Source organism: Stenotrophomonas sp. RG-453 (genome assembly GCF_033843685.1).
Taxonomy (GTDB): domain Bacteria; phylum Pseudomonadota; class Gammaproteobacteria; order Xanthomonadales; family Xanthomonadaceae; genus Stenotrophomonas; species Stenotrophomonas bentonitica_A.
The window spans coordinates 48,602-70,201 of record NZ_JAMYED010000012.1 but is presented as its reverse complement, the minus strand read 5'-3'; the positions used below and the strand labels follow the sequence as shown (position 1 = coordinate 70,201).

Below are 21,600 nucleotides of genomic sequence, written 5' to 3'. Positions count from 1 at the left end.
CGCCCAGCCTCCCAGCAACGGCATACAATCCAGCTTGGCCACGGCCGGCCTCGGTTTGTTTTCTCGACAACTACAAATCTAGCTGGTCGGCCGTGCGCCTTCTCCCCTCAGATGGGAGAAGAACCAATAAAAAGCCCCGCCAACCAGGGGGAGGTTAGCGGGGCCGGGGAACGGGCGCTTGGGGAGGAGCCCCCGTTCCGAGATCTGCTCCAGGGGATGGGAGAGATCCACAACAGGCATTGCGCCTGTCGAGGTCTATCAAAGCACTCCGAACATTGATAGTTCGTGAAGGGGCCCAATTAATCCGCCCCTCTTCCCGGAAACATTCATCCAACAGTCAGATTATCGCGGCGCAATGAACCAATTCAGCCTTTTGACTGTGATTCAGGCCTCAATGTGCCTCATCCCAGTTATCACCGACGCCGGCATCCACCACCAGCGGTACCCGCAGTTCGGCCGCTGACGACATCAATTCAACGACTTTCAAACGCAAGGTATCGAGGAAACTGCTTTCGGTTTCAAAGACCAGTTCATCGTGTACCTGCAGAATCATCTTGGCCTGGTCGCTGTGGTCGAGCAGCCAGCTGTCCACCTTCACCATGGCGCGCTTGATGATGTCGGCCGCCGTGCCCTGCATGGGGGCGTTGATGGCGGCGCGTTCCGCCCCGGCACGCAGGCCCTGGTTGCGGGCGTTGATGTCGTTCAGGTACAGGCGACGGCCGAACAGGGTCTCCACGTAGCCCTGGTCACGGGCCTGCTGGCGCATCCGTTCCATGAAATCACGCACGCCGGGGTAGCGGCTGAAGTACAGCGCCACGTAATCCTGGGCCTGGCCGCGGTCGATGCCCAGGTTGCGGGCCAGCCCGAACGCACTCATGCCGTACATCAGGCCGAAGTTGATCGCCTTGGCGGCCCGGCGTTCGTTGGAGGTGACCTCCTCCAGGCTGCGGCTGAAGACTTCGGCCGCGGTCGCCCGGTGCACGTCCACGCCCTGCTCGAAGGCCCGCACCAGGCCGGGGTCTTCGGAGAGGTGGGCCATGATCCGCAGTTCGATCTGCGAGTAATCGCAGGCCAGGATCTTGCGGCCCGGCGGGGCGACGAAGGCGCGGCGGATGCGGCGGCCGTCCTCGGTGCGGATCGGGATGTTCTGCAGGTTCGGGTCGGACGAGGACAGCCGGCCGGTGGCGGCGCCGGACTGGTGGTAGCTGGTGTGTACCCGCCCGGTGTCCTGGTTGATCATCTCCGGCAGCTTGTCGGTATAGGTGCTGCGCAGCTTGGCCAGCCCGCGGTACTCCAGGATCACCCGCGGCAGTTCATGCTGCTCGGCGATCGCCTCCAGCGCCTCTTCGTTGGTGCTGGGCTGGCCCTTGGGCGTCTTCACCAGTGCCGGCAGCTGCAGTTCGTCGAACAGCACGGCCTGCAGCTGCTTGGGCGAATCCAGGTTGAAGGTGCGCCCGGCCAGCTCGGTGGCCTTCTGCTGGGCGGCCAGCATGCGCGAGCCCAGGTCCTGGCTCTGCCGGCGCAGCTCGGCCATGTCGATGTGCACGCCATTGGCTTCGATCCGCGCCAGCACCGGCACCAGCGGCATCTCGATGTCGCGGTAGACACCGTCCAGCGAGGGCGTGGCCTGCAGTTGTGGCTGCAGCGCGTGGTGCAGGCGCAGGGTCACGTCGGCATCTTCGGCAGCGTAACGGCACGCTTCGTCCAGGCCCACCTGCGAGAACGAGATCTGTTTGGCGCCCTTGCCGGCCACCTCCTCGAACTTGATCGTGGTGTAGCCCAGGTAGCGCATCGCCAGCGAGTCCATGTCATGGCGCGTGGCGGTGGAATTGAGCACGAAGCTCTCCAGCATGGTGTCGTCGTGGTACCCCTGCAGGTTCACGCCGTGGCGGCGCAGCACGTGCAGGTCGTACTTGCCGTGCTGGCCAAGCTTCTTCCTGGTGGGGTCTTCCAGGGCAGGGCGCAGCGCTGCCAGCACCTGCTCGCGCGGCAGCTGGGCCGGCGCACCCGGGTAATCATGGCCGACCGGGATGTAGGCCGCCCGGCCCGGCTCGACCGCCAGGCTGATGCCGACCAGGTTGGCGCGCATGGCGTCCAGCGCGTCGGTCTCGGTATCGAAGGAGATCAGCTCGGCCGTGGCCAGGCGCTGCACCCAGGCGTCCAGCTGTTCAGTGGTCAGCACCATCTCGTACTCACCGGGGGCGGAGAGCGCCGGGTCGACCGGCACCACCGCCTCCTCCGCCGTGCCGCGGGCGTAGCCGGCCGCGGTGCCACGCAGGCTGACCGGGGCATCGCTGGCGGCGGCGGAGGCCGGCACCGGGCCGCCCAGCTCCTTGAGGGCCTGGGTGAAACCGTAGCGCAGGTACAGCTCGCTCAGCGAGGGCACATCCGGCTCTCGCAGCGGCAGCGTCTGCGGCGTCACCTCCAGGGGCACGTCGGTGCGGATCGTGACCAGCTCGCGGTTGAGCGGCAGGCGCTCCAGCGCCGCGCGCAGGTTTTCGCCGATCTTGCCCTTCATGGTCGGGGCCGCGGCGATCACGCCGTCCAGGTGCTGGTACTCGGCCAGCCACTTGGCAGCGGTCTTGGGGCCGCACTTTTCCACACCCGGCACGTTGTCCACCGCGTCGCCCATCAGCGCCAGCAGGTCGACGATCTGGTCGGCACGCACGCCGAACTTCTCCATCACCGCCGCGTCCGAATCCATGCGGCTGCCGGTCATGGTGTTGACCAGCTCGATGCCCGGGCGGACCAACTGGGCGAAGTCCTTGTCACCGGTGGAAATGGTGACCTGCAGGCCATCGCGGTGGCCCTGCAGGGCCAGCGTGCCGATCACATCATCGGCTTCCACGCCGGGGATGCGCAGGATGCTCAGGCCCAGCGCTTCGACGATGCGGCACATCGGCTCGATCTGCGGGCGCAGGTCGTCGGGCATCGGCGGGCGGTTGGCCTTGTAGTCGGCGTACAGGTCGTCACGGAAGGTCTTGCCGGGCGCATCGACCACGAAAGCGACGTACTCGGGGCGCTCCTTCAGGGTGGCGCGCAGCATGTTGACCACACCGAACAACGCGCCGGTGGGTTCACCGTGTGCGTTGGTCAGCGGCGGAAGCGCGTGGAACGCGCGATACAGGTAACTGGACCCGTCAATCAGGACTAATCGGCTCATGCGACGATTCTACGCGCCCGGCCCTGACCGTCGTCGGCACCGGGCTCACGATCCATCGGGCATAATCAGGCCCTCTTCGCCCAAGGACTCCCGGCCCATGAAGATTCTGTTGCTCGCAGGCCTGCTCGCGCTGGCCGGCTGTGCCACCGGTGGCGGCGGCAGGCCCCCGGTCGATGTCACCGGTGCCGACGTGGTCAAGACGGTCCAGGACAACGGCGACACCATCGAGGAATACCGGGTGGGTGGCCAGCTGCGGATGGTCAAGGTGACCCCGTCGCGCGGTGCCCCGTTCTACATGTATGACCAGAACGGCGATGGCCGCATGGACAGTGACAAGGACGGCGTCTCCCCGGTCTACTGGAAGCTCTACAGCTGGTGAACCGCGGCGCTGTCCGCCCGGCCGCCCCGTGTCCGCACGCGGTGGCCGGGGCAACACGCCCGTCCCTGCACGCCTACGCTCGATGACCACACCCGAACGCCGCACTGCCCCGAACCCGGCTGAACTGCGCGCCGGCCTGACGGCGGAGCAGCGCCAGGCGGTGGAAACGCTGGAGCATTTCGGCTGGCAGCTGCGCTTCGTGCGCCGCCCGCTGTTCCGCGACCCGATCCCGGTACTGTTCGACCGCCACGGCGAGCGCTATGTGGTGCTGCAGCCCGATGGCACGCTGGATGAATCGCAGACGTTGAAGCTGCGCGATTGATCGGACGCGCACGATGCGCGATTGATCGGGCGCTCGCGCCGCGCGACGGATGGGACGCGCACGCTTTGCGACGAAGGGGGAGGTAGTGCCGACCGCTGGCCGGCTGCGCCTGCATCGGGCCAACCTAGGAGCCGGCCAGCGGCCGGCACTACCGCTTTCCCCGTTACCGGATGACCAGTACCGGTACCGTGCTGCGTGCCAGCACTTCGGCGGTCTGGCTGCCGAGCAGCACACGGGTGACGCCACGGCGACCATGCGAGGTCATCACGATCAGGTCGCTGCCGCGTTCAGTGGCAGTATCGATGATGCCGTCGGCGGCATAGCGGTCAAGCACGTGCACGGTGGTGGTGCGCAGTCCCTGCGCCTCGGCGGCGGCCTTGGCCGGCTGCAGCACCTTCTGCGCGGTCTCTTCGCGGTCGGCTTTGTACTCGGGCGAGTTCATGTAGCCCACGCTCCAGCCCATGGCGTCGTACATGCCCACCGCCCACGGTTCGGAGACGGTCACGATATCGACCTCGGCATCGAGGTCCCTGGCCAGCTCCAGGCCCTTGGCCAAGCCTTTTTCAGCCAGCTCCGAACCATCGGTGGCGATCAGGATGCGCTTGTACATGGCAGAGCTCCTTGGGGTGGCAATGGGAACATCACCATTGCACACCCGATGTGGACGCGGTGCCTTGAGCTGGATCAATCGCCGTGGGTGCGTGCAGTCACTCCCCGTGCCGGGTTGCCCACCACCGTCGCACCGGCCGGTACATCGCGGGTGACCACGCTGCCGGCACCGACCACCGCGTCATCGCCAATGGTCACGCCGGGCAGTATGATCGCGCCGCCGCCGATCCAGACATTGCGGCCGATGCGCACCGGCCTGGCCGACTCCAGGCCCTGCGCGCGTGCCTGCGGATCGCGCGGATGGTCGGCCGCATAGATCTGCACCGCCGGGCCGATCTGGGTGCCATCGCCGATGCTGACCTCGGCCACGTCCAGGATCACGCAGTTGTAGTTGAGGAATACGCCCTGGCCCAGGCGGATGTTGCTGCCGTAATCGCAGTGGAACGGCGGCCGGATCACCGCGCCTTCGCCGACCGCACCGAGCTGCTCGCGCAACAGCGCGCGGCGCACGGCCGGGCTTTCGGCCAGGGCCGCGTTGTAACGGACCATCCAGACCTTGGCCGCCGCCATCTCGGCCTGCAGTTCCGGGTCGCCCGGACGATACGGCATCCCGGACAGCATCTTTTCCTTTTCGCTCGGACCCATGTGGCCTCCATCAGACAGAGCCCGATGATGCCGGTTGCCCACGTGCGTGTCAGCGTGCGCCACGCCGCGTGCCCAGCAGTGCCACCACCGCGAAGACGACGCCGCTCAGCCAGAACCACAACGTTGCGGGGCCGATGCACACCACGCTGGGCTGTGGCTGGCAGCGCAGGCGCAGCAGATCGAAGTCGCCGCCGCCGGCCAGGCAGCTCTGCGCGTGGTGGACCAGGGCCAGCACCGGCTCGGCCCAGCCTGCCGACCACGTCAGCAGGACCAGTGCAGCGAGCAGATACGGAATTCCCTTGTTCACGAGTGCGCTCCCAGCGGACAGGGGCAGACTCTGGGCGCCGCCCTTGGAAGCGACAAGCGGCACGCGACGAAGCGCGTGAAATCCGGGATGAGCCGGGGAGGATCCGGGATGAAGCGTGCCCGCCCGCCCCGCCCCCTGCCCGATCGCGCACGCATGCGTTGCCCGTGCTGCAGCGCAGGACGCCAGGCGCCACGGCCCGTGACAGACTCCGCGCATGCGCCGACTGCTCATCGCCCTGCTGTGTTCGCTGCTCCTGCTCCCGATGGCCGGGCTTGCCGCCCCACCCGGCGCCGACCGCATCCTGATCTTCACCCGCACCGCCAAGTTCCACCACGACTCGATTCCAGTGGCCGTGGCGACGCTGCGCCAGCTGAGCACCGAGGCCGGATTGAGGGCGGATCACAGCGAGGATCCGCGCGACTTCCGCGCCGACACCCTCGCCCGCTACCGCGCCGTTGTCTTCGCCAACACCACCGGCGATGTGCTCGATGCCACGCAGCAGGCCGCGATGGAGCAGTTCATCCGCAACGGCGGCGGTTTCATGGGCGTGCACGCTGCCGCGGACACCGAGTACGACTGGCCGTGGTATGGCGAGCTGGTGGGCGCGTGGTTCCACAAACACCCGGAAGGTCTGCAGGACACGTTGGTGCAGCCCGAACGGGACGGGAAGGCTTCCGGAGTGGCCTGGCCGATCCGCGATGAGCTCTACAACTACCGGCGCAATCCCCGTGGGATGGTGCAGGTCATCGCGACGGTGGACGAATCGCGCTACGACGGCGGCACCATGGGCGCCGATCATCCCATCGCCTGGTGCCGGCCCTTCGATGGCGGCCGCAGCTGGTACACCGGGCTGGGCCACGACGCGGCGGTGTATGCCGAGCCGAATGTGCGGGCGCAGCTGCGCCGTGGCCTGCGCTATGCGGCAGGCCACGCGCCGGCGTGTTGATCGATCAGGCGGTGCGTACCACGCGCGCGCCCTGGCACAGCGGATAGCTCGCCAGCAGATCGGCGATACGCTCGTGCATCGTGTCGAACGAGGCGCCATACAGATACAGCGCCGTCTCGGTCGGGCCCTGCCACCAGCTGCAGATCTCGCCGTGGCCTTCGATACGCTCGACGATCTGCTCGAACACGTAGTTCGAATCGCACTGCTCGTAGACCTCATCGGGCAGGTCGGTACCGTTCAAGTACAACGCCAGGCCCTCGGTGACACCGAACGGCTGATCGGCAACGCCTTCGCGCTGGATCAGCGAGCCCTTGGGTGCACCCAGCTGCTGCAGCAGCTCGATCACGCCGGGCAGCGAGGCCGGATCGTTCAACGCGATCTCGATATCGCCATAGTCCACTTCGCCGTCGTCGGTCAGCGCGGTGCCACCGCCCGTGATCTCGCCCAGTTCGGCAGTGCCCAGCAGGGCATCCAGCGGATCTTCGAACAGCTCGTGGCGATGCTCGGGCTGAAGCTTGGCGTTCAACTTCACGGTGACGTGCAGCGGCGAATCGGTCATGGCGGGGGCCTGCGCGAAAGGAATGCCGCCCATTGTAGTGCCGGCCGCTGGCCGGCTCCCATGTGTAGAGTCGAGCCGTGCTCGACTGCCTTTCGGCAGTAAGCGGCCGAGCATGGCTCGGCGCTACAACAGCGCGGTCAACGCAGGAACGGCGCCACCTTACGTTTGAGCAACTCCACCAGCACCGGGTCCATGTACTCGTAGTCGTCGGGGATATCCAGGCAGATTACCCGCTTGCCGCCCAGCCATGCGTTGTAACGACTGGACAGCCGGTTGCGGTGCGCCTTCTCCATCACGAAGACCAGGTCGGCCCACTGCAACAGTTCCGGACTGAGCACTTCCTCGGCGTCGGCCAGCAGCCCTGCCGAGGCGGTCTCGATACCGGGCCAATCGGCAAATACCTGCTCGGCCGTCGGGCTGCGCAGGCGGTTCTGGCTGCAAAGGAAAAGTACGTTGCGGGTCATGGCTCGCAGCGTAATCGGGGGCGGATTCCTTTTCCATCGGAAAAGGGATCTGACCCCACAGGACAATCTAAACAAACTGCATTGCTGACGAAGGTTCCGACAGCCATCATGGGCTTCCCCACCGTCCAGATAACCATGATCACCAGAGATGAGCTGTTGAGGGAATTTGGCGAGGTCGGCGAAGCCCATGGTTGCTACGTTGGCAAATACGTCGTTGCGACGTACACGCTTTATTGCTGCCTGCGAAACGCCGACGGGCATGATCTGGCGATCACCTCGAAGGACATCCATGATCCGCAGTTCGCTTGCAGCGTAGGGCTGAGCGCTCCGTCCCACCTGTCTCGTGACAGACCGACGATTTTTGCTATTCCACCAAACATCTATGGATTCACCCACGCGATAGCGGTTCCCAGCACGTATCACGGGCTCCTGAACCGCAGTGCGAATCGAACCGACCTGTTCCTGTGTCTGCCGATCTTCCAGTGCGAGTTCAGCGGCAACGAATCAGAAGAGGATTTCAAGTGGTCCACGCATCACATCGTCGACGTCAACAACTGGCGCAGGATCAGGCAACCGAAGATCAGCCTGTATTTCGACAACCCCCGGACTGGCGGCGGAGCGGACAAGAACGGGGCCATCGTGAGTCTTGAGACACTGATGGCCGAGATCGAAAACCTCAACGGAGTGAGCGATGGCTTCATCGAGATCACCAATTATCGCGACGAGGTGATCGAAGTACTGTCGCCGGAGGAAGGGCGCTACGTGCTGATCCAGAACCGTCAGCATGAAGAGCTGATGGAACGCGCCGGGGTGGTGGCAGCCGTGGAGACGTTCACCACCGGCTGACGACCGACCGCTGTTGTGGAGCCGAGCATGGCTCGGCTCTACAGGAATTCCCGGCCCCCGACGGTGATCAGATCACCGTCAGGTTGGCATACGCCATCACCAGCCACTTGCTGCCGGCTTCGATGAATTCCACCTGCACGCGGGCGTGCTGGCCGCTGCCTTCATAGTCGGTGACCATGCCTTCGCCGAACTTGGGATGGTTGACCATCGCGCCCAGCTTGAGCGGCGGTGCTTCCAGCGCGGCGTGGCCCATCACCCGGTTGGCGCCCAGCGAGGTGCCGCGCGAGACCTGCACCTTGGGGCGCACTTCGTTCACCAGCTCACGCGGGATCTCGCGCAGGAAACGCGAGGGCACGTTGTAGTTGTCCTGGCCATGGATGCGACGCGATTCGGCGTAGCAGAGCACCAGCTTCTGGCGCGCGCGCGTGATGCCCACGTAGGCCAGGCGACGCTCTTCTTCCAGCCGGCCGCTTTCTTCCAGCGAACGTGCACTCGGGAACAGGCCGTCTTCCATGCCGGCCAGGAACACCAGCGGGAATTCCAGGCCCTTGGCGGCGTGCAGCGTCATCAACTGCACGCCCTCTTCGCCGGCCTGGGCCTGGCCTTCGCCAGCCTCCAGCGAGGCGTAGGCGAGGAAGGCGACCAGCTCGCTCATGTCCTGGGTCTCTTCGACGTCATCTTCGCGACGCACGAAGCGCGAGGCCACCGAGACCAGTTCGTCCAGGTTGTCCGCGCGCGATTCCGAATCCAGCGCGTTGCGGCTTTCCTTGGACCAGTGCTCGCGCAGGCCCGAGCGCATCAGCACGTGGTCGATGCGTTCGGCCAGGGTCATCGTGTCCGCTTCGGCCTGGAGCTGATTGACCAGCACCAGGAAGCCGGCCAGCGCGTTGCGTGCGCGTGCGGCCAGCGCATCTCCCTGGGTGGTCAGCATGGTCGCTTCCCACAGCGAGATCGCCTGGGCGCGCGCCAACCGGCGCACTTCATCCAGGGTGCGGTCGCCGATGCCGCGCGTCGGCGTGTTGACCGCGCGTTCGAAGGCGGCGTCATCGTTGCGGTTGGTCATCAACCGCAGGTATGCCAGCGCGTCCTTGATTTCGGCACGCTCGAAGAAGCGCATGCCGCCATACACGCGGTACGGCACCTGCTCGGAGAGCAGCGATTCTTCGAACGCACGCGACTGCGCGTTGCTGCGGTAGAGCACGGCCACATCGCCGTAGCTGCCGCCGTCGCGCACCCACTGGCGCGCCCGCTCGACCACGTAACGCGCCTCATCCATTTCGTTGTAGGCCGCGTACAGATCGATCGGATCACCGTCGCCGCTGTCGGTCCACAACTCCTTGCCGATGCGGTCCGGGTTGTGCGCGATCACCGCATTGGCTGCGCCGAGGATGTTGGCGGTGGAGCGGTAGTTCTGCTCCAGGCGCACGGTCTGCGCACCCGGGAAATCCTTCAGGAAGCGCTGGACGTTCTCGACCTTGGCGCCGCGCCAGCCGTAGATGGCCTGGTCATCGTCGCCGACCACGAACACGTGGCCGCTGTCGCCGGCCAGCACGCGCACGAAAGCGTACTGGATGGCGTTGGTGTCCTGGAACTCGTCCACCAGGATTTCGCGGAAGCGCGAACGGTAGTGGGCCAGCAGGGCAGGGTTGTCGCGCAGCAGTTCATGCGCGCGCAGCAGCAGCTCGGCGAAATCGACCAGGCCGGCACGGTCGCAGCGCTCCTGGTAGGCCGCGTAGGCCTGGCGCATGGTCTCCAGCCACGCATCATGCGGCTCGGGCTGGATGTGCTGTGGGCGGCGGCCCTCGTCCTTCTGCTCGTTGATCCACCAGGCGATCTGCTTTGGCGGGAACTTGCCGTCGTCGATCTCCAGCTGCTGGACCACGCGCTTGACCAGCCGCAGCTGGTCGTCCGAGTCCATCACCTGGAAGCTGTCGGGCAGCTTGGCGTCCTGGTAATGCAGGCGCAGCAGGCGGTGGGCCAGGCCGTGGAAGGTGCCGATCCAGGCGCCGCGGCTGCCCTGCGGCAGCTGCAGGTCGATGCGGTGACGCATCTCCCCGGCGGCCTTGTTGGTGAAAGTCACCGCAAAAATGCCATGGGTCGGCACGCCGCAGACTTCATTGAGCCAGGCGATGCGGTGGATAAGCACGCGGGTCTTGCCGGAACCGGCACCGGCAAGCACCAGATGGTGGCCGGGCGGGGCGGACACAGCTTCGCGCTGGGCGGGGTTCAACCCGTCGAGCAAGTGGGAAACATCCATGTCCCCATTTTACCCTCGGGCGGGTCGCTCCGGGCCGTTACCCGGCGCGCGGATCGAACGGGTTCAGCCGCGCGCCGCCTGTTCGGCCTGCACCCGCAGCTCCGGGATCGCCAGGCTTTCCCACAGGGTGCCGATGCGCAGGCAGCCGACCACCCGGATCGCCGGCTGCGGCTGGCCGTGGCCATCGATCAGGCCGCCCTCCTCCACCGTATCCAGGCCGAGGCCATGCGGGCCCGGGCGGGCATGCCCGTCGGCCAGCAGCTGCCGGATCAGCGGATTGCGCATGGACAGCGCGCGGGTCTCCACCCCGGTGGCGTTGATTACCGCGCCCACGGTCAATGGCGGCAGGCCACCGTCCGGGCTGCGGCCGTGCAGCTGCAGCCCGCTTTCCTGCACCAGCAGCGTGTCCAGGCGGGCGCGGTGGCGCTGCAGCTGGCCACGACGCTCCAGTTCGGCCACCTGGGCGTGCACCGATTCGGCGATGCGGTGGCGGTGTACGTCCCAATAGCGCACCACGTGGCGCAGGAAACGGCGCTGGTCGGCCTCGCTCAAGCTCAGCCACAGCGCCTGGCCCATCGGCCGGACGCGGTCCATCACGCTCTGCCACGGGATGCCCCGCGCCACGGCGGCATCGGCCTGCGCACGCAGCTCCCGCATGCGCTGGCGCAGCGACATCGCCAGCAGTGGCTGCGGATCGAAGGTGACGGATGCGCCATGCGCCTGCGGCAACGGCAGCAACGCATGACGCGAGAGCACGAAAATGCGCCCACGGTGACCGGCGGCGGCGAGGGCGACCACGCTGTCGGCCATGCTCAGGCCCGAGCCGATGATGGCCAGATCGTCATCGCCGGCCAGGACACGCACGCCGTCGTAATCCCAGGCTTCCACCGCCTGCGCGGGCGGCAATGCGTCGGCACCGGGCACCGGCAGCGGGCGCATGCTGTTGCCGCAGGCCAGCACCACGCGCTGGGCGCTCCAGGTCACGTCGTCGTCGAGCCGCAGCTGCACGCCCTGTACGTGGGGAACCAGCGCGAAGACCGGCTGTTCGACCACCTCCAGCACCGCCACGCTGCGTTCGCGCGCCTGTTCCAGGCGCTGGCGCAGGTAGGCAGCGTAATGGCGGCGCGGCACGAACTGCTCGGCCAGCACCTCGCGCGGCACATCGGCGATCGCCTCGCTGTCGATCAGGTAATCGAGAAAATCCGCGGGCTGGTCCGGCAGCCCGCTCATTTTGCCGGCCGGCACGTTGAGCAGATGCTCGGGCCACGGGGTGGCGTAGGCGATGCCTTCGGCCAGCACCGAGGCCGGCTCGAACAGCACGATGCGTGACGGCCGCTCGGCATGGCGCAGCGCCTGCAGTGCGACAAGGACGCCGGCAGCGCCGCCGCCGACGATGGCCAGATCACACTGGCGATGGGTATCGGACGCAGTCATGCCCCGATTGTAGGCGATGCACGTGGACCGACCGTCCACGTGCGTCACAGCGGACTACATCAAGGCATCGGCCAGCCGCGCGATGCCTTCGCGGCTGCGCTTCCAGGCCGGACGTTGGCGCCACGTCGCTAGATCCAGCTGGCGCGACTGCTCCAGATAGTCCGCTTCGATCTGCGCCAGCTGGCGCACCATGCCGGCGTCGTAGCAGAGCATGCCGATCTCGGCATTGAGCGCGAACGAGCGGATATCAAGATTGATCGAGCCGACCAGCGCGATATCTTCATCGACGGTCAGGTGCTTGGCGTGCAGGAAGTTCGGCGCATACAGCGCGATGCGCACGCCACTGCGCAGCAGCTCGTCGTAGTAGGCCTCCTGCGCCCAGGAGGTCAGCCGCTGGTTGGTGCTGGCCGACAGGATCAGCTGCACCTGCACGCCGGACAGCGCAGCGATGCGCAGCGCGCTCAAGGTCGCTTCGTCGGGCACGAAATAGGGCGTGACCAGCACGATCCGCCGCCGGGCCAGATGGATCAGCGCGTTCACCGCATCACGCGCGTTGCTGAAGGGATACGCCGGGCCGCTGGGCAGCAGCTGGGTCGGGACATCGGCCGAGCACACCGGCACTGCGGTCAACACATCCAGGCGCTGTCCGGTTTCCATGTACCAGTCGCTGGCGAACACGGCCTCCAGATGGGCGACTACGGGCCCACGCACGCGCGCGACCAGTTCCTTGTTCGGGAACCCGGCCACGAACTGCGCCCGCGCCAGGTTCTGCGAGCCGATGTAACCGACGCGGTTGTCGATCACCGCGATCTTGCGGTGGTTGCGCAGGTCCATGCGGCCACTGCGGCGCCAGCGCAGGCCACCGGGCAACATCGCGCGCACATCCACACCGATCGCCTGCAGGCGGTGGCGATAGTGGCGCAGCCCGCGCTTGGCGCCGACAGCATCCAGCAGCAACCGGCAGTGCACGCCACGCGCCGCGGCGCGCTGCAGTGCCTGAACGATGGCCTCACCGACCGCATCGTCGAACATCAGGTAGTACAGCAGGTGGACGCGCTCGCGCGCCTGGTCGATGTCTTCGATCAGCGCCTGCAGCGAAGCGTCGTAGTTGTTGAGCAGATCCACCGCGTTGCCGTGGATGGGCATGAAATCGCCCTGGCGCTCGATCAGCGGCACGATCTCGGCGGTGGCGGTATCCGGCGCGGGCGTCCAGCGCAGCGGCGGCTGCAGGGCCTGTTCCTCGCGGATCACCTGGGACGCCTCGGCCTGGCGCTGCACGCGCTGGCGCGACAGCCAGGGGTGGCCGAACAGCAGGTACAGCGGCAGCCCGAGCAGCGGCACGAAGCCGACCAGCAGCAGCCAGCTGCGTGCGGCACCGGGCGTGGTGCGGCTGGGAATCCAGAACAGCGCGGCCAGCCGGATCAGCCAATCCAGCATCAACAACCACGAACCCAGCAGCCACTCGAACAGCATCGCGTCGCCCGTCGGGAGGGGAATCGCATTCTGCCATGGGTCGCTGCATGCAACCGGTCATGCCGGGTGCGGGCCCGGGCGCGGCCCATGAAAAAACCCGCCACGAGGGGCGGGTTTTTTCGGGAAGCTCAAGCATCCTCGCGGATTACTTGATCTTGCCTTCCTTGTACAGGACGTGCTTGCGCACGACCGGATCGTACTTCAGGAATTCCATCTTCCCGGGGGTGTTCTTCTTGTTCTTGTCCGTCGTGTAGAAGTGGCCAGTGTTGGCCGTCGAAATCAGACGGATCTTATCGCGCTTGCCTGCCATGATCGTTTACTCCTCAGACCTTTTCGCCGCGCGAACGCAGCTCAGCCAGAACGGAGTCGATGCCGTTCTTGTCGATGGTGCGCAGGGCATGCGCGGAAACACGAAGCTTGACCCAGCGGTTCTCGCTGGCAACCCAGAAGCGGCGCTCGTGCAGGTTGGGCAGGAAACGACGACGGGTCTTGTTGTTGGCGTGCGAGACGTTGTTACCCGTCTGCACTCGCTTGCCGGAAACTTGGCATACGCGGGACATTGCGCACCTCGATAAAGTAGTTGTCAGCCCATAGCCCGGGCGACGGCGGCCTCGGCGGTTTCCCGCCACACGTCATGAGAATCAAAGGGTTACGCTGTCGAGGGCGGGCCGGATGACGTGTTCCCGGCCACCGATCCAAAGGTTTTTGGACACAGCGAGCCGCGCATTATGCCCGCTCCGGGGGCCTGCGGCAAGCCGGCCTGGCCCAAGCGCGCCATCCCGGCCCCGTGACAGCCGCTCCGCTAGGCTGCCCGGGCCTGCAACGCGGATGTGACGATGACGACCCCAGCCCCTTTACTGCCCTTCGCCTTCAGCCTTTCATGAAGCTGCTCGCCCTGACCTACGGCACCGAAGGCGACACCCGCCCGCTGGTGATGCTCTGTCATGGGCTGATCGGCGCCGGCCATGAGGTGCTTCTGCTGGCCGAGCGCGGCACGCTGGATACCGCGCGCCAGCTGGGCGTCCCGCATGCCGCGCTGGAGGGCGACATCCATGACGAGGTGGTGGCGCTGGTGTCGCGCGGCAACGCCCGCCTTGCGGCCTCGCGGGGTCTGGCGCGGATGGCGCAACGGCACGTGCCCGGCTGGATGCGCCAGGCCGACGCGGCGGCCGCCGGGTGCGATGCGGTGCTGACCGGCGGGCTGGCCGCGTTCGTGGGCCTGGCCGTGGCCGAACACCATGGGCTGCCGGTGATCGGCACCGGGATGATTCCGCTGACCCCGACCGCCGGCTTCCCCTCTCCGTTCCTGCCACGGCTGCGCCTGCCCGGCGCGCTCAATCGCCTCAGCTACACCTTGGTCAACCAGGCGGTGTGGCGCACCTTCCGCGGTCCGGTCAACGCCGCGCGACGGGCATTGGGCATGCCGGTGCGCGCCTCGCCCTGGCGGGATCTACCGATGCTGTACGGCATCTCGCCCAGCCTGCTGCCCCCGCCGCCGGACTGGCCCGCCAACCACCGAATCTGCGGCCAGTGGCGAGCACCGGAGCACGGCTGGCAGCCGCCCCCGGCCCTGCAGGCCTTCCTGGACGCCGGCCCCGCCCCGGTCTACCTCGGGTTCGGCAGCATGACCGGCTTCGATCGCGACCAGGTGCTGCCGGCGCTGCTGGCGGCCCTGGCGCCGCGGCGGGTACTGCTGTTTCCGGGCTGGGCCGGGCTGCCCAGCGCCCCGCTTCCGCAAAACGTGTTCGTGCTCGGGCCGACCCCGCACGAAGCCCTGTTCCCGCGCTGCGCGCTCGTCATCCACCACGGTGGCAGCGGCACCACGCACTCGGCCTGCCGGGCCGGGGTGCCCTCGCTGGTGATGCCGTTCGCCGCGGATCAGTTCTTCTGGGCGGACCGGCTGCAGCAGTTGGGCGTGGCACCGGCGGCGCTGTCGCCGAAGCGGTTGGACGCAGGGACACTGAGCCGGGCCATCGCCTTTGCAGAACATGCCAATACCCGCGCCCGCGCTGGCGCGCTGGGTCAGGCGATGACGGCCGAGAACGGCGTCCGCGCCGGCGTCGCTGCCATCGAGGCGTGGTTGTCACCTTGATAGCAGCGGCCACGGCGCGCACGGAATTTTCTGTGCCGCCTGAAGAATCACCCGACCAACGGTCGGGTGCTACCCCATCGATGAAGGGTTACCCGACCACCCGTGCCGCCTCATCCTTTCCGATGCAGCCACCGATACAGCACCGGCAGCACCAGCAAGGTCAGCAGCGTGGACGAGACGATGCCGCCGATCACCACGGTCGCCAGCGGACGCTGCACCTCCGAGCCGGCGCCCACGTTGAAGGCCATCGGCACGAAGCCCAGCGAGGCCACCAATGCGGTCATCAGCACCGGGCGCAGACGGCCCAAGGCACCCTCGCGTACCGCCTGCGGCAATGGCATCCCCTGCTCGCGCAGGCTGCGCACGAAGCTGATCATCACCAGGCCGTTGAGTACCGCCACGCCGGATAGTGCGATGAAGCCGACACCGGCCGAGATCGACAGCGGAATGCCGCGCAGCGCCAACGCCAGCACGCCACCGGTAAGCGCCAGCGGCACGCCGCTGAACACGATCGCCGCATCCTTGACCGAGCCGAACGCCCAGAACAGCAGCGCGAAGATGATCGCCAGCGTCACCGGCACCACGATGGACAGGCGCTGGCTGGCCGAGATCAGCTGCTCGAAACTGCCGCCGTACTCGATCCAGTAGCCGTTGGGCACCTGCACATCGCGCCCGATCGCCTGCTGCAGATCACCGACAAATCCACCAAGGTCGCGGTCACGCACGTTGGCGGTGACCACGATCCGGCGTTTGCCGTTCTCGCGGTTGATCTGGTTCGGCCCTTCGCTGTTGCTCAGCGTCGCCAGCTCACGCAGCGGCACCGTGCGCGCACTTCCACTGGTCCAGCTGCCCGCCCTGCTGGATTCATCGGCCGCGTCCGCCAGTGCGGTTTCCAACGACACCGGCAGGTCCGCCAGCGCGGCCGGGTCCTGGCGCAGCGCTTCGGGCAGGCGCACCACGATGTCGAAGCGGCGATCGCCTTCGAACAGCTGCCCTGCCACCTGGCCACCCACCGCGGTGGCCACGGTCGACTGCACCTGGCCCGGGTTCAAGCCATACCCGGCCAACGCGGTGCGGTTGGGGGTAACGGTCAGCAGTGGCAGGCCGCTCGTCTCTTCTACCCGCACGTCGGCCGCACCCGGCACGCTGTCGGCCACCGCCGCGATGCGCTTGCCGACCGACAGCAGCGTGTCCAGATCATCGCCGAACAGCATCACGGCCACGTCGGCACGCACGCCGGAAATCAACTCGTTGGTGCGCATCTGGATCGGCTGGGTGAACTCGTAGTTGTTGCCGGGCAACTGCTCGACCGCTTCTTCCAGTTCGGCCAGCAGCGCCGCACGTGTCTTGCGCGGATCCGGCCAGGCCTTGCGCGGTTTCATCATGATGAAGGTATCGGCGACCGACGGCGGCATCGGATCGGAGGCGACCTCCGGCGTACCGATCTTGGAGAACACCTTGTCCACCTCGGCGAACTGCACCAGCCGGTTCTCGATCTGCTTCTGCATCTCGATGGACTGGGTCAAGCTGGTGCCGGGGATGCGCATGGCGTGCATGGCGACATCGCCTTCGTCCAGGTTCGGCACGAACTCGCTGCCCAGCCGCGTGGCCAGCAGGCCGCAGCCGATCACCAGCACCAGCGCGCCGGCGACCATCCAGCGGCCGCGCCGCAGGGCGAAGGCCAGCATCGGCTCATAGCGCCGACGCACCCAGGCCATCAGGCGGTTTTCCTTCTCCTGCACACGGCCACCGAGGAACAGCGCGATCGCGGCGGGCACGAAGGTCAGCGCCAGCACCATCGCACCGGTCAGGGCCAGCACCACGGTGATCGCCATCGGGTGGAACATTTTTCCTTCCACGCCGGTGAGCGCGAAGATCGGCAGATACACCGCGGTGATGATGCCCAGCCCGAACAGGCTCGGGCGGATCACTTCGGCGGTGGCGCTGGCGGTTTCGGCGAAGCGTTCTTCGCGGGTCATGTCGCGGCCGAGCAGGTGCTGGCGTTCGCCGAAGCGGCGCAGGCAGTTCTCGATGATGATCACCGCACCATCGACGATCAGGCCGAAGTCCAGCGCGCCCAGGCTCATCAGATTGGCCGACACACCGCCCCGGGCCATGCCGGTCAGCGTGAACAGCATCGCCAGTGGAATCACCGCCGCGGTGATCAACGCCGCACGGAAGTTGCCGAGCAGCAGGAACAGCACCACGATCACCAGCAGGGCGCCTTCGACCAGGTTCCTGGCGACGGTCTCGATGGTGCGGTCGACCAGCGCGGTGCGGTCGTAGCTGGCGGTGACGGTGACGCCCTCGGGCAGGCTGGCCTGCGCCTGCTGCAGGCGCGCGGCCGCGGCCTGGGCGACATCACGGCTGTTGGCGCCGATCAGCATCACCACCGTGCCCATCACCACTTCATGGCCGTTCTGGGTGGCCGCGCCGCTGCGCAGTTCCGGGCCGTCCTGCACCTGGGCCACATCGTGCACATGGATCGGCACGCCTTCGCGGCGGGCCAGCACGATGTTGCCGATCTCCTCCAGGTTGGCGACCTGTCCGGGGATGCGCACCAGGAACTGCTGGCCGTTGCGTTCGATGTAGCCGGCGCCGACGTTCTGGTTGTTGGTTTCCACCGCCTGCGCCACGTCCTCCAAGGTAAAGCCCAGCGCGCGCAGGCGTGCCGGATCCGGGGTGATGTGCACCTGGCGCTGGAAGCCACCGATGGTGTTGACCTCGGTCACGCCCGGCACGTTGCGCAGCTGCGGGCGGATCACCCAGTCCTGCAGCGTGCGCAGGTCGGTGGCGGTGTACGCCGTGCCATCGGCCTTGCGCGCCTTGGGATCGGCGTCGATGGTGTACATGAAGATCTCGCCGAGGCCGGTGGAGATCGGCCCCAGCTGCGGATCCAGTCCCTCGGGGATCTGCGATTTGACCTGCTGCAGGCGCTCGGCGACCTGCTGCCGGGCGAAGTAGATATCGGTGCCGTCCTTGAACACCACGGTCACCTGCGAGAGGCCGTAGCGTGATAGCGACCGGGCCTGCTCCATCGCCGGCAGGCCGGCCATCACCGTTTCCACCGGATAGGTGATGCGCTGTTCGGTCTCCAGCGGCGAGTAGCCCGGCGCGGCAGTGTTGATCTGCACCTGAACGTTGGTGATGTCCGGGGTGGCGTCGATCGGCAGCTTGGTGAAACTCCAGCTGCCGAGCGCGATCAGCACCAGGGTCAGGGCCATCATCAACCAGCGATGGGCGATGGCGGCGCGGATGATGCGCTCAAGCATGACGGCGCCCTCCGGATGCGGGGCGTGGCGAGGCGTCAATGTTCATGCGATGCCCCCGCCTTGCCGATGTCGGCCTTGACCACGTAGCTCTGCTCGACCACCACCTCTTCGCCGAGGGTCAGGCCATCGAGCACTTCCACCTTGCCGGCATCGCGCGCACCGAGCGTGACCGCACGCGCGGTGTAGGTCTCGCCTTCGCGCACGAACACCACGTCCTTGCCGTCCATCGTCTGCAGGGCGCTCAGCGGCACCACCTGCGCGGCCGGGGTGGTGGCGACCACGATGCGGGCCTTGACCGCGGCACCGGGCCGCCATTGGCCATCATCGTTGCGCAGCGTGGCACGGGCGACCGTGCTCTGGCTGGCGGTGGCGGTACCGGGCAGCACACGCTCCAGCGTGGTGGCCTGGCTGACGCCGTCGGTCATCCGCGACACCGTGACCGGGACGCCGGCGGTGATGTGCTGGGTGTCGTTGCCGAAGATATGCAGGTCCACCCACAACGTGGACAGATCACCGATCTCGAACAAGGGCGTGCCCTCGCCGGCCACGCCGCCGACCTGGGCCTGGCGCGCGAGCACCACGCCACCGATCGGTGCGGTCACGGTGTAGGTGGTGAGACTCAGGTTGCTCTCGATGCTGGCCAGCACCTGGCCGGCGCGCACCCGGTCGCCGACATTGGCGCGCAGCGAGCGGATCGGCCCGGGGAAGCGCGCCATCACCTGCGCGACACGGCCATCGACCGGGGTCAGCAGGCCCTGCACGTCGTGCTCGTCGGCGATGGTGCCGGCCACCACCGGCGCCACCCGGATGCCGGCCTGTTCGGCCATCGCTGCGGCGATGGTGGTGCTTTCCGGGGCGTCATGGTCGTCATGATCATCGGCATGCCCGGCCTCGCCATGGCCGGCGTCCGTCGCAGCGGCCTTGGTCGGCGCTGCCGCGGGGTCACTGCTGCCGCAGCCGGCGAGCGCCATCAGCGCGATCAACAGGCTGCCGGCCAGCACGGTACGGGTCAGGGAAGCGGTCATCGGCGGTCCTCCGTGGACACGGTGTCGGTGGCGGCGACCATGCTCTGGCCGGTCAGCCGCTGGATTTCAATGAGGGCGGTCTGTGCGGCGATGGCCGCTTCCAGCTGGCGCTGGCGTGCTTCGATCCGCATCGCCTGCAGCTGGGCCCATTCCATGTAGCTGATGGCGCCGGCACGCCAGGCCTTCTCGGCGGCATTCTCGGCGCGCTTGAGCTGGGGCAGGACGTCGCGCGCCATGCGCGTGACTTCCAATCGCGAGGTCAGGTAGCGGCCATGCGCTTCAGCGAGCGTGGCGTACAGCTGCAGCGCGCGCGCCTCGCGCTCCACGCTGTTGAGCGCCAGCTCGGCCTCGGCCGCGCGGATCTCCGGCTCGGCGCGGCGCACGCTGCCCAGCGGCAGGCTGAAACCAGCTACCAGCGAGGTATCGCGGGTATCGCGGCTGTTGCGCACGCCCACCTGCCAGCTGACGTCGGGCCGTGCTTCGGTTCGGGCCAGCTGCACCTGCGCTTCGCGGATGCGGCGCTCACCGGCCAGCACCGCCAGTTCCGGCGTGCGCTGGAGTTCGTCGGCGAGCACGGCAAAGTCCTGCAGCGCGGGCAGCTGCATCGGGTCGCCGCTCACCACATCGAAGCCAGGATCACGCTGGCGCCACAACGCCGACAGTGCCGCACGCGCGGACTGATCCATCTGCCGAGCGCGATCGCGGTCCAGTTCGGCCTGGGCCAGCATCGCCTGGGCCGTCATCAGCACCGATTCGGGCGAGGCGCCGGCCTGCAGGCGCAGCCGCGCGGCGGCCACCGCGCGCCTGCGCTGTTCGATATCGGTCTCGGCGATGCGCAGCTGCTGGCGCGCGTCGGTCACCGCCAGGTAGCGGCGGGCGACCTCGGCCATCAGGTCCAGCCGCGCGGTTTCGCGCTGGGGGGCGAGGCTGTCGAGGTTGGCCTGGGCCACGGCGCGGCGGGCATCCAGCTTGCCGCCCCGCTCCAGCACGCCGGCCAGGGTGACGGTGACCTCGGCGGCATCGACGCCGCGGGCCTCGCCGGTGCCGAGCGCGTTCTCCAGTTCCACGCCCACGGTCAACGGCGGCGACAGGCCGGCCGCGTCACGGCGGGCTTCCCACACCGGGCGCTGGGCCTGCGCCAGGCGCAGGTCGGGGTGGTACTGGGCGACGCGCGCGATGGCGTCGTCGAGGGTCAACGGTGCAGCAGGTGTCGTGCCCTGTGCGTATACGCACGGCACGAACGCAATGGCAGCCAACGCTGCCAGACGCATCCACATGGGAGTCTCCAGAAAACAATCAGATGGCAAACGGCGGCACGCGGCCGCAGGGCATCAGATCGCTATCGGAGGACGCAGCAGGTTCTCGGGCGGCTGGGTGCGCAGTTGCGCGACCAACCCGGCAGGGACGCCGTGGCTGGGGGCGACGGGCAGGCTCCAGGCCATCGCCGCCATCGGCAGCACGCCGCCGTGGCCATGGCAGTGGCCGCAATGCACCAGGGCATGCAGCCAGTCTTCGTTGCCGTCGTCGTCGCTGGAGGCGGTGCCGGCGGTGTCATCGCTGCCATGCAGCTCGCTGCTGTCGGCATGCACGCTCAGGTGGATATCGGCCAGGGCCGAGGCCAGCGAACTGCCGAACACGCCCACACCGACCACCACCAGCATCAGCAGGCGGAGCAGCAGGGACGGACGCGGGCGGGCACGACGGAACATGGCCCGCAGGGTAGCCGGGCGTGAAGCCGTTACACAATCGCAGGCCGGCAGGTTGGTTCACGTTGCCCGGGGCCGGCACGACGTCCGGCCCCGGCGCG

At 67.6% G+C, this 21,600-nt stretch carries 20 protein-coding genes; 5 read left to right on the top strand and 15 right to left on the bottom strand.

Features of this window, described 5'->3' with window-relative positions:
* Positions 1-391: 391 nt before the first annotated feature.
* On the bottom strand, positions 392-3,163 hold the full coding sequence (gene polA, locus NJD74_RS19415; RefSeq protein ID WP_319624808.1) for a DNA polymerase I: 2,772 nt from the start codon (positions 3,161-3,163) through the stop codon (positions 392-394).
* 97 nt (positions 3,164-3,260) lie between these two features.
* Between polA and NJD74_RS19410 the strand changes: the two genes are divergently transcribed.
* Both NJD74_RS19410 and NJD74_RS19405 read left to right on the top strand, forming a co-directional pair.
* A complete protein-coding gene (locus NJD74_RS19410; protein ID WP_019185638.1) occupies positions 3,261-3,542 on the top strand; it encodes a DUF2782 domain-containing protein in 282 nt (93 codons plus the stop codon).
* Between the two features lie 82 nt (positions 3,543-3,624).
* Positions 3,625-3,864, top strand: coding sequence for a hypothetical protein (locus tag NJD74_RS19405; RefSeq protein ID WP_019185637.1), 240 nt, complete (start codon positions 3,625-3,627; stop codon positions 3,862-3,864).
* A gap of 163 nt (positions 3,865-4,027) precedes the next feature.
* Here the strand turns inward: NJD74_RS19405 and NJD74_RS19400 are convergent, their stop codons facing one another.
* The 3 genes from NJD74_RS19400 to NJD74_RS19390 form a co-directional block, all read right to left on the bottom strand.
* The gene (locus NJD74_RS19400; RefSeq protein WP_102788703.1) at positions 4,028-4,474 is read right to left on the bottom strand and encodes a universal stress protein; all 447 of its coding nucleotides are present in this window, start codon (positions 4,472-4,474) and stop codon (positions 4,028-4,030) included.
* A 74-nt stretch (positions 4,475-4,548) separates the two neighbouring features.
* Complete coding sequence (locus tag NJD74_RS19395) at positions 4,549-5,118, bottom strand: sugar O-acetyltransferase (protein WP_070426221.1); 570 nt, start codon at positions 5,116-5,118, stop codon at positions 4,549-4,551.
* 49 nt (positions 5,119-5,167) lie between these two features.
* Positions 5,168-5,425, bottom strand: coding sequence for a hypothetical protein (locus tag NJD74_RS19390; protein ID WP_019185634.1), 258 nt, complete (start codon positions 5,423-5,425; stop codon positions 5,168-5,170).
* A gap of 214 nt (positions 5,426-5,639) precedes the next feature.
* On the opposite strand from NJD74_RS19390, the gene NJD74_RS19385 reads away from it, so the two are divergent.
* The gene (locus NJD74_RS19385) at positions 5,640-6,371 is read left to right on the top strand and encodes a ThuA domain-containing protein (protein WP_319624807.1); all 732 of its coding nucleotides are present in this window, start codon (positions 5,640-5,642) and stop codon (positions 6,369-6,371) included.
* A 4-nt stretch (positions 6,372-6,375) separates the two neighbouring features.
* Here the strand turns inward: NJD74_RS19385 and NJD74_RS19380 are convergent, their stop codons facing one another.
* Together NJD74_RS19380 and NJD74_RS19375 are read right to left on the bottom strand one after the other, a co-directional pair.
* The gene (locus NJD74_RS19380; RefSeq protein WP_026070161.1) at positions 6,376-6,930 is read right to left on the bottom strand and encodes a hypothetical protein; all 555 of its coding nucleotides are present in this window, start codon (positions 6,928-6,930) and stop codon (positions 6,376-6,378) included.
* 137 nt (positions 6,931-7,067) lie between these two features.
* Positions 7,068-7,394 (bottom strand): low molecular weight protein tyrosine phosphatase family protein, encoded by a 327-nt coding sequence (locus NJD74_RS19375; RefSeq protein WP_102788704.1) that lies wholly within the window; start codon positions 7,392-7,394, stop codon positions 7,068-7,070.
* 108 nt (positions 7,395-7,502) lie between these two features.
* On the opposite strand from NJD74_RS19375, the gene NJD74_RS19370 reads away from it, so the two are divergent.
* Positions 7,503-8,240 (top strand): hypothetical protein, encoded by a 738-nt coding sequence (locus NJD74_RS19370; protein ID WP_083298666.1) that lies wholly within the window; start codon positions 7,503-7,505, stop codon positions 8,238-8,240.
* 67 nt (positions 8,241-8,307) lie between these two features.
* Here NJD74_RS19370 and uvrD read toward each other — a convergent pair whose 3' ends face one another.
* From uvrD to rpmB, 5 genes are all read right to left on the bottom strand, one after another.
* Complete coding sequence (uvrD, locus tag NJD74_RS19365) at positions 8,308-10,497, bottom strand: DNA helicase II (protein ID WP_070470033.1); 2,190 nt, start codon at positions 10,495-10,497, stop codon at positions 8,308-8,310.
* A 63-nt stretch (positions 10,498-10,560) separates the two neighbouring features.
* Positions 10,561-11,949 carry an FAD/NAD(P)-binding protein gene (locus NJD74_RS19360; RefSeq protein ID WP_319624810.1) on the bottom strand — a complete coding sequence of 463 codons (1,389 nt, stop codon included), beginning with the start codon at positions 11,947-11,949 and terminating at the stop codon, positions 10,561-10,563.
* A gap of 36 nt (positions 11,950-11,985) precedes the next feature.
* The gene (cls, locus tag NJD74_RS19355; RefSeq protein ID WP_019185626.1) at positions 11,986-13,404 is read right to left on the bottom strand and encodes a cardiolipin synthase; all 1,419 of its coding nucleotides are present in this window, start codon (positions 13,402-13,404) and stop codon (positions 11,986-11,988) included.
* Between the two features lie 145 nt (positions 13,405-13,549).
* On the bottom strand, positions 13,550-13,717 hold the full coding sequence (gene rpmG / locus NJD74_RS19350) for a 50S ribosomal protein L33 (protein ID WP_172407465.1): 168 nt from the start codon (positions 13,715-13,717) through the stop codon (positions 13,550-13,552).
* A 10-nt stretch (positions 13,718-13,727) separates the two neighbouring features.
* A complete protein-coding gene (gene rpmB / locus NJD74_RS19345; RefSeq protein ID WP_019185625.1) occupies positions 13,728-13,964 on the bottom strand; it encodes a 50S ribosomal protein L28 in 237 nt (78 codons plus the stop codon).
* 320 nt (positions 13,965-14,284) lie between these two features.
* Between rpmB and NJD74_RS19340 the strand changes: the two genes are divergently transcribed.
* Positions 14,285-15,496: a glycosyltransferase gene (locus tag NJD74_RS19340; protein WP_319624806.1), complete on the top strand. Its 1,212-nt coding sequence runs from the start codon at positions 14,285-14,287 to the stop codon at positions 15,494-15,496.
* A gap of 110 nt (positions 15,497-15,606) precedes the next feature.
* Here the strand turns inward: NJD74_RS19340 and NJD74_RS19335 are convergent, their stop codons facing one another.
* Genes NJD74_RS19335 through NJD74_RS19320 form a run of 4 tightly spaced genes read right to left on the bottom strand, consistent with a single transcriptional unit; the run spans position 15,607 to position 21,502 of the window.
* Complete coding sequence (locus NJD74_RS19335; protein ID WP_102788706.1) at positions 15,607-18,768, bottom strand: CusA/CzcA family heavy metal efflux RND transporter; 3,162 nt, start codon at positions 18,766-18,768, stop codon at positions 15,607-15,609.
* 35 nt (positions 18,769-18,803) lie between these two features.
* Positions 18,804-19,793 carry an efflux RND transporter periplasmic adaptor subunit gene (locus NJD74_RS19330; protein ID WP_319624805.1) on the bottom strand — a complete coding sequence of 330 codons (990 nt, stop codon included), beginning with the start codon at positions 19,791-19,793 and terminating at the stop codon, positions 18,804-18,806.
* A complete protein-coding gene (locus NJD74_RS19325; RefSeq protein ID WP_319624804.1) occupies positions 19,790-21,070 on the bottom strand; it encodes a TolC family protein in 1,281 nt (426 codons plus the stop codon). The genes NJD74_RS19330 and NJD74_RS19325 overlap by 4 nt, the downstream gene beginning before the upstream one ends.
* Positions 21,071-21,124: 54 nt before the next feature.
* Positions 21,125-21,502 carry a DUF2946 family protein gene (locus NJD74_RS19320; RefSeq protein ID WP_319624803.1) on the bottom strand — a complete coding sequence of 126 codons (378 nt, stop codon included), beginning with the start codon at positions 21,500-21,502 and terminating at the stop codon, positions 21,125-21,127.
* Between the last annotated feature and the right edge of the window lie 98 nt (positions 21,503-21,600).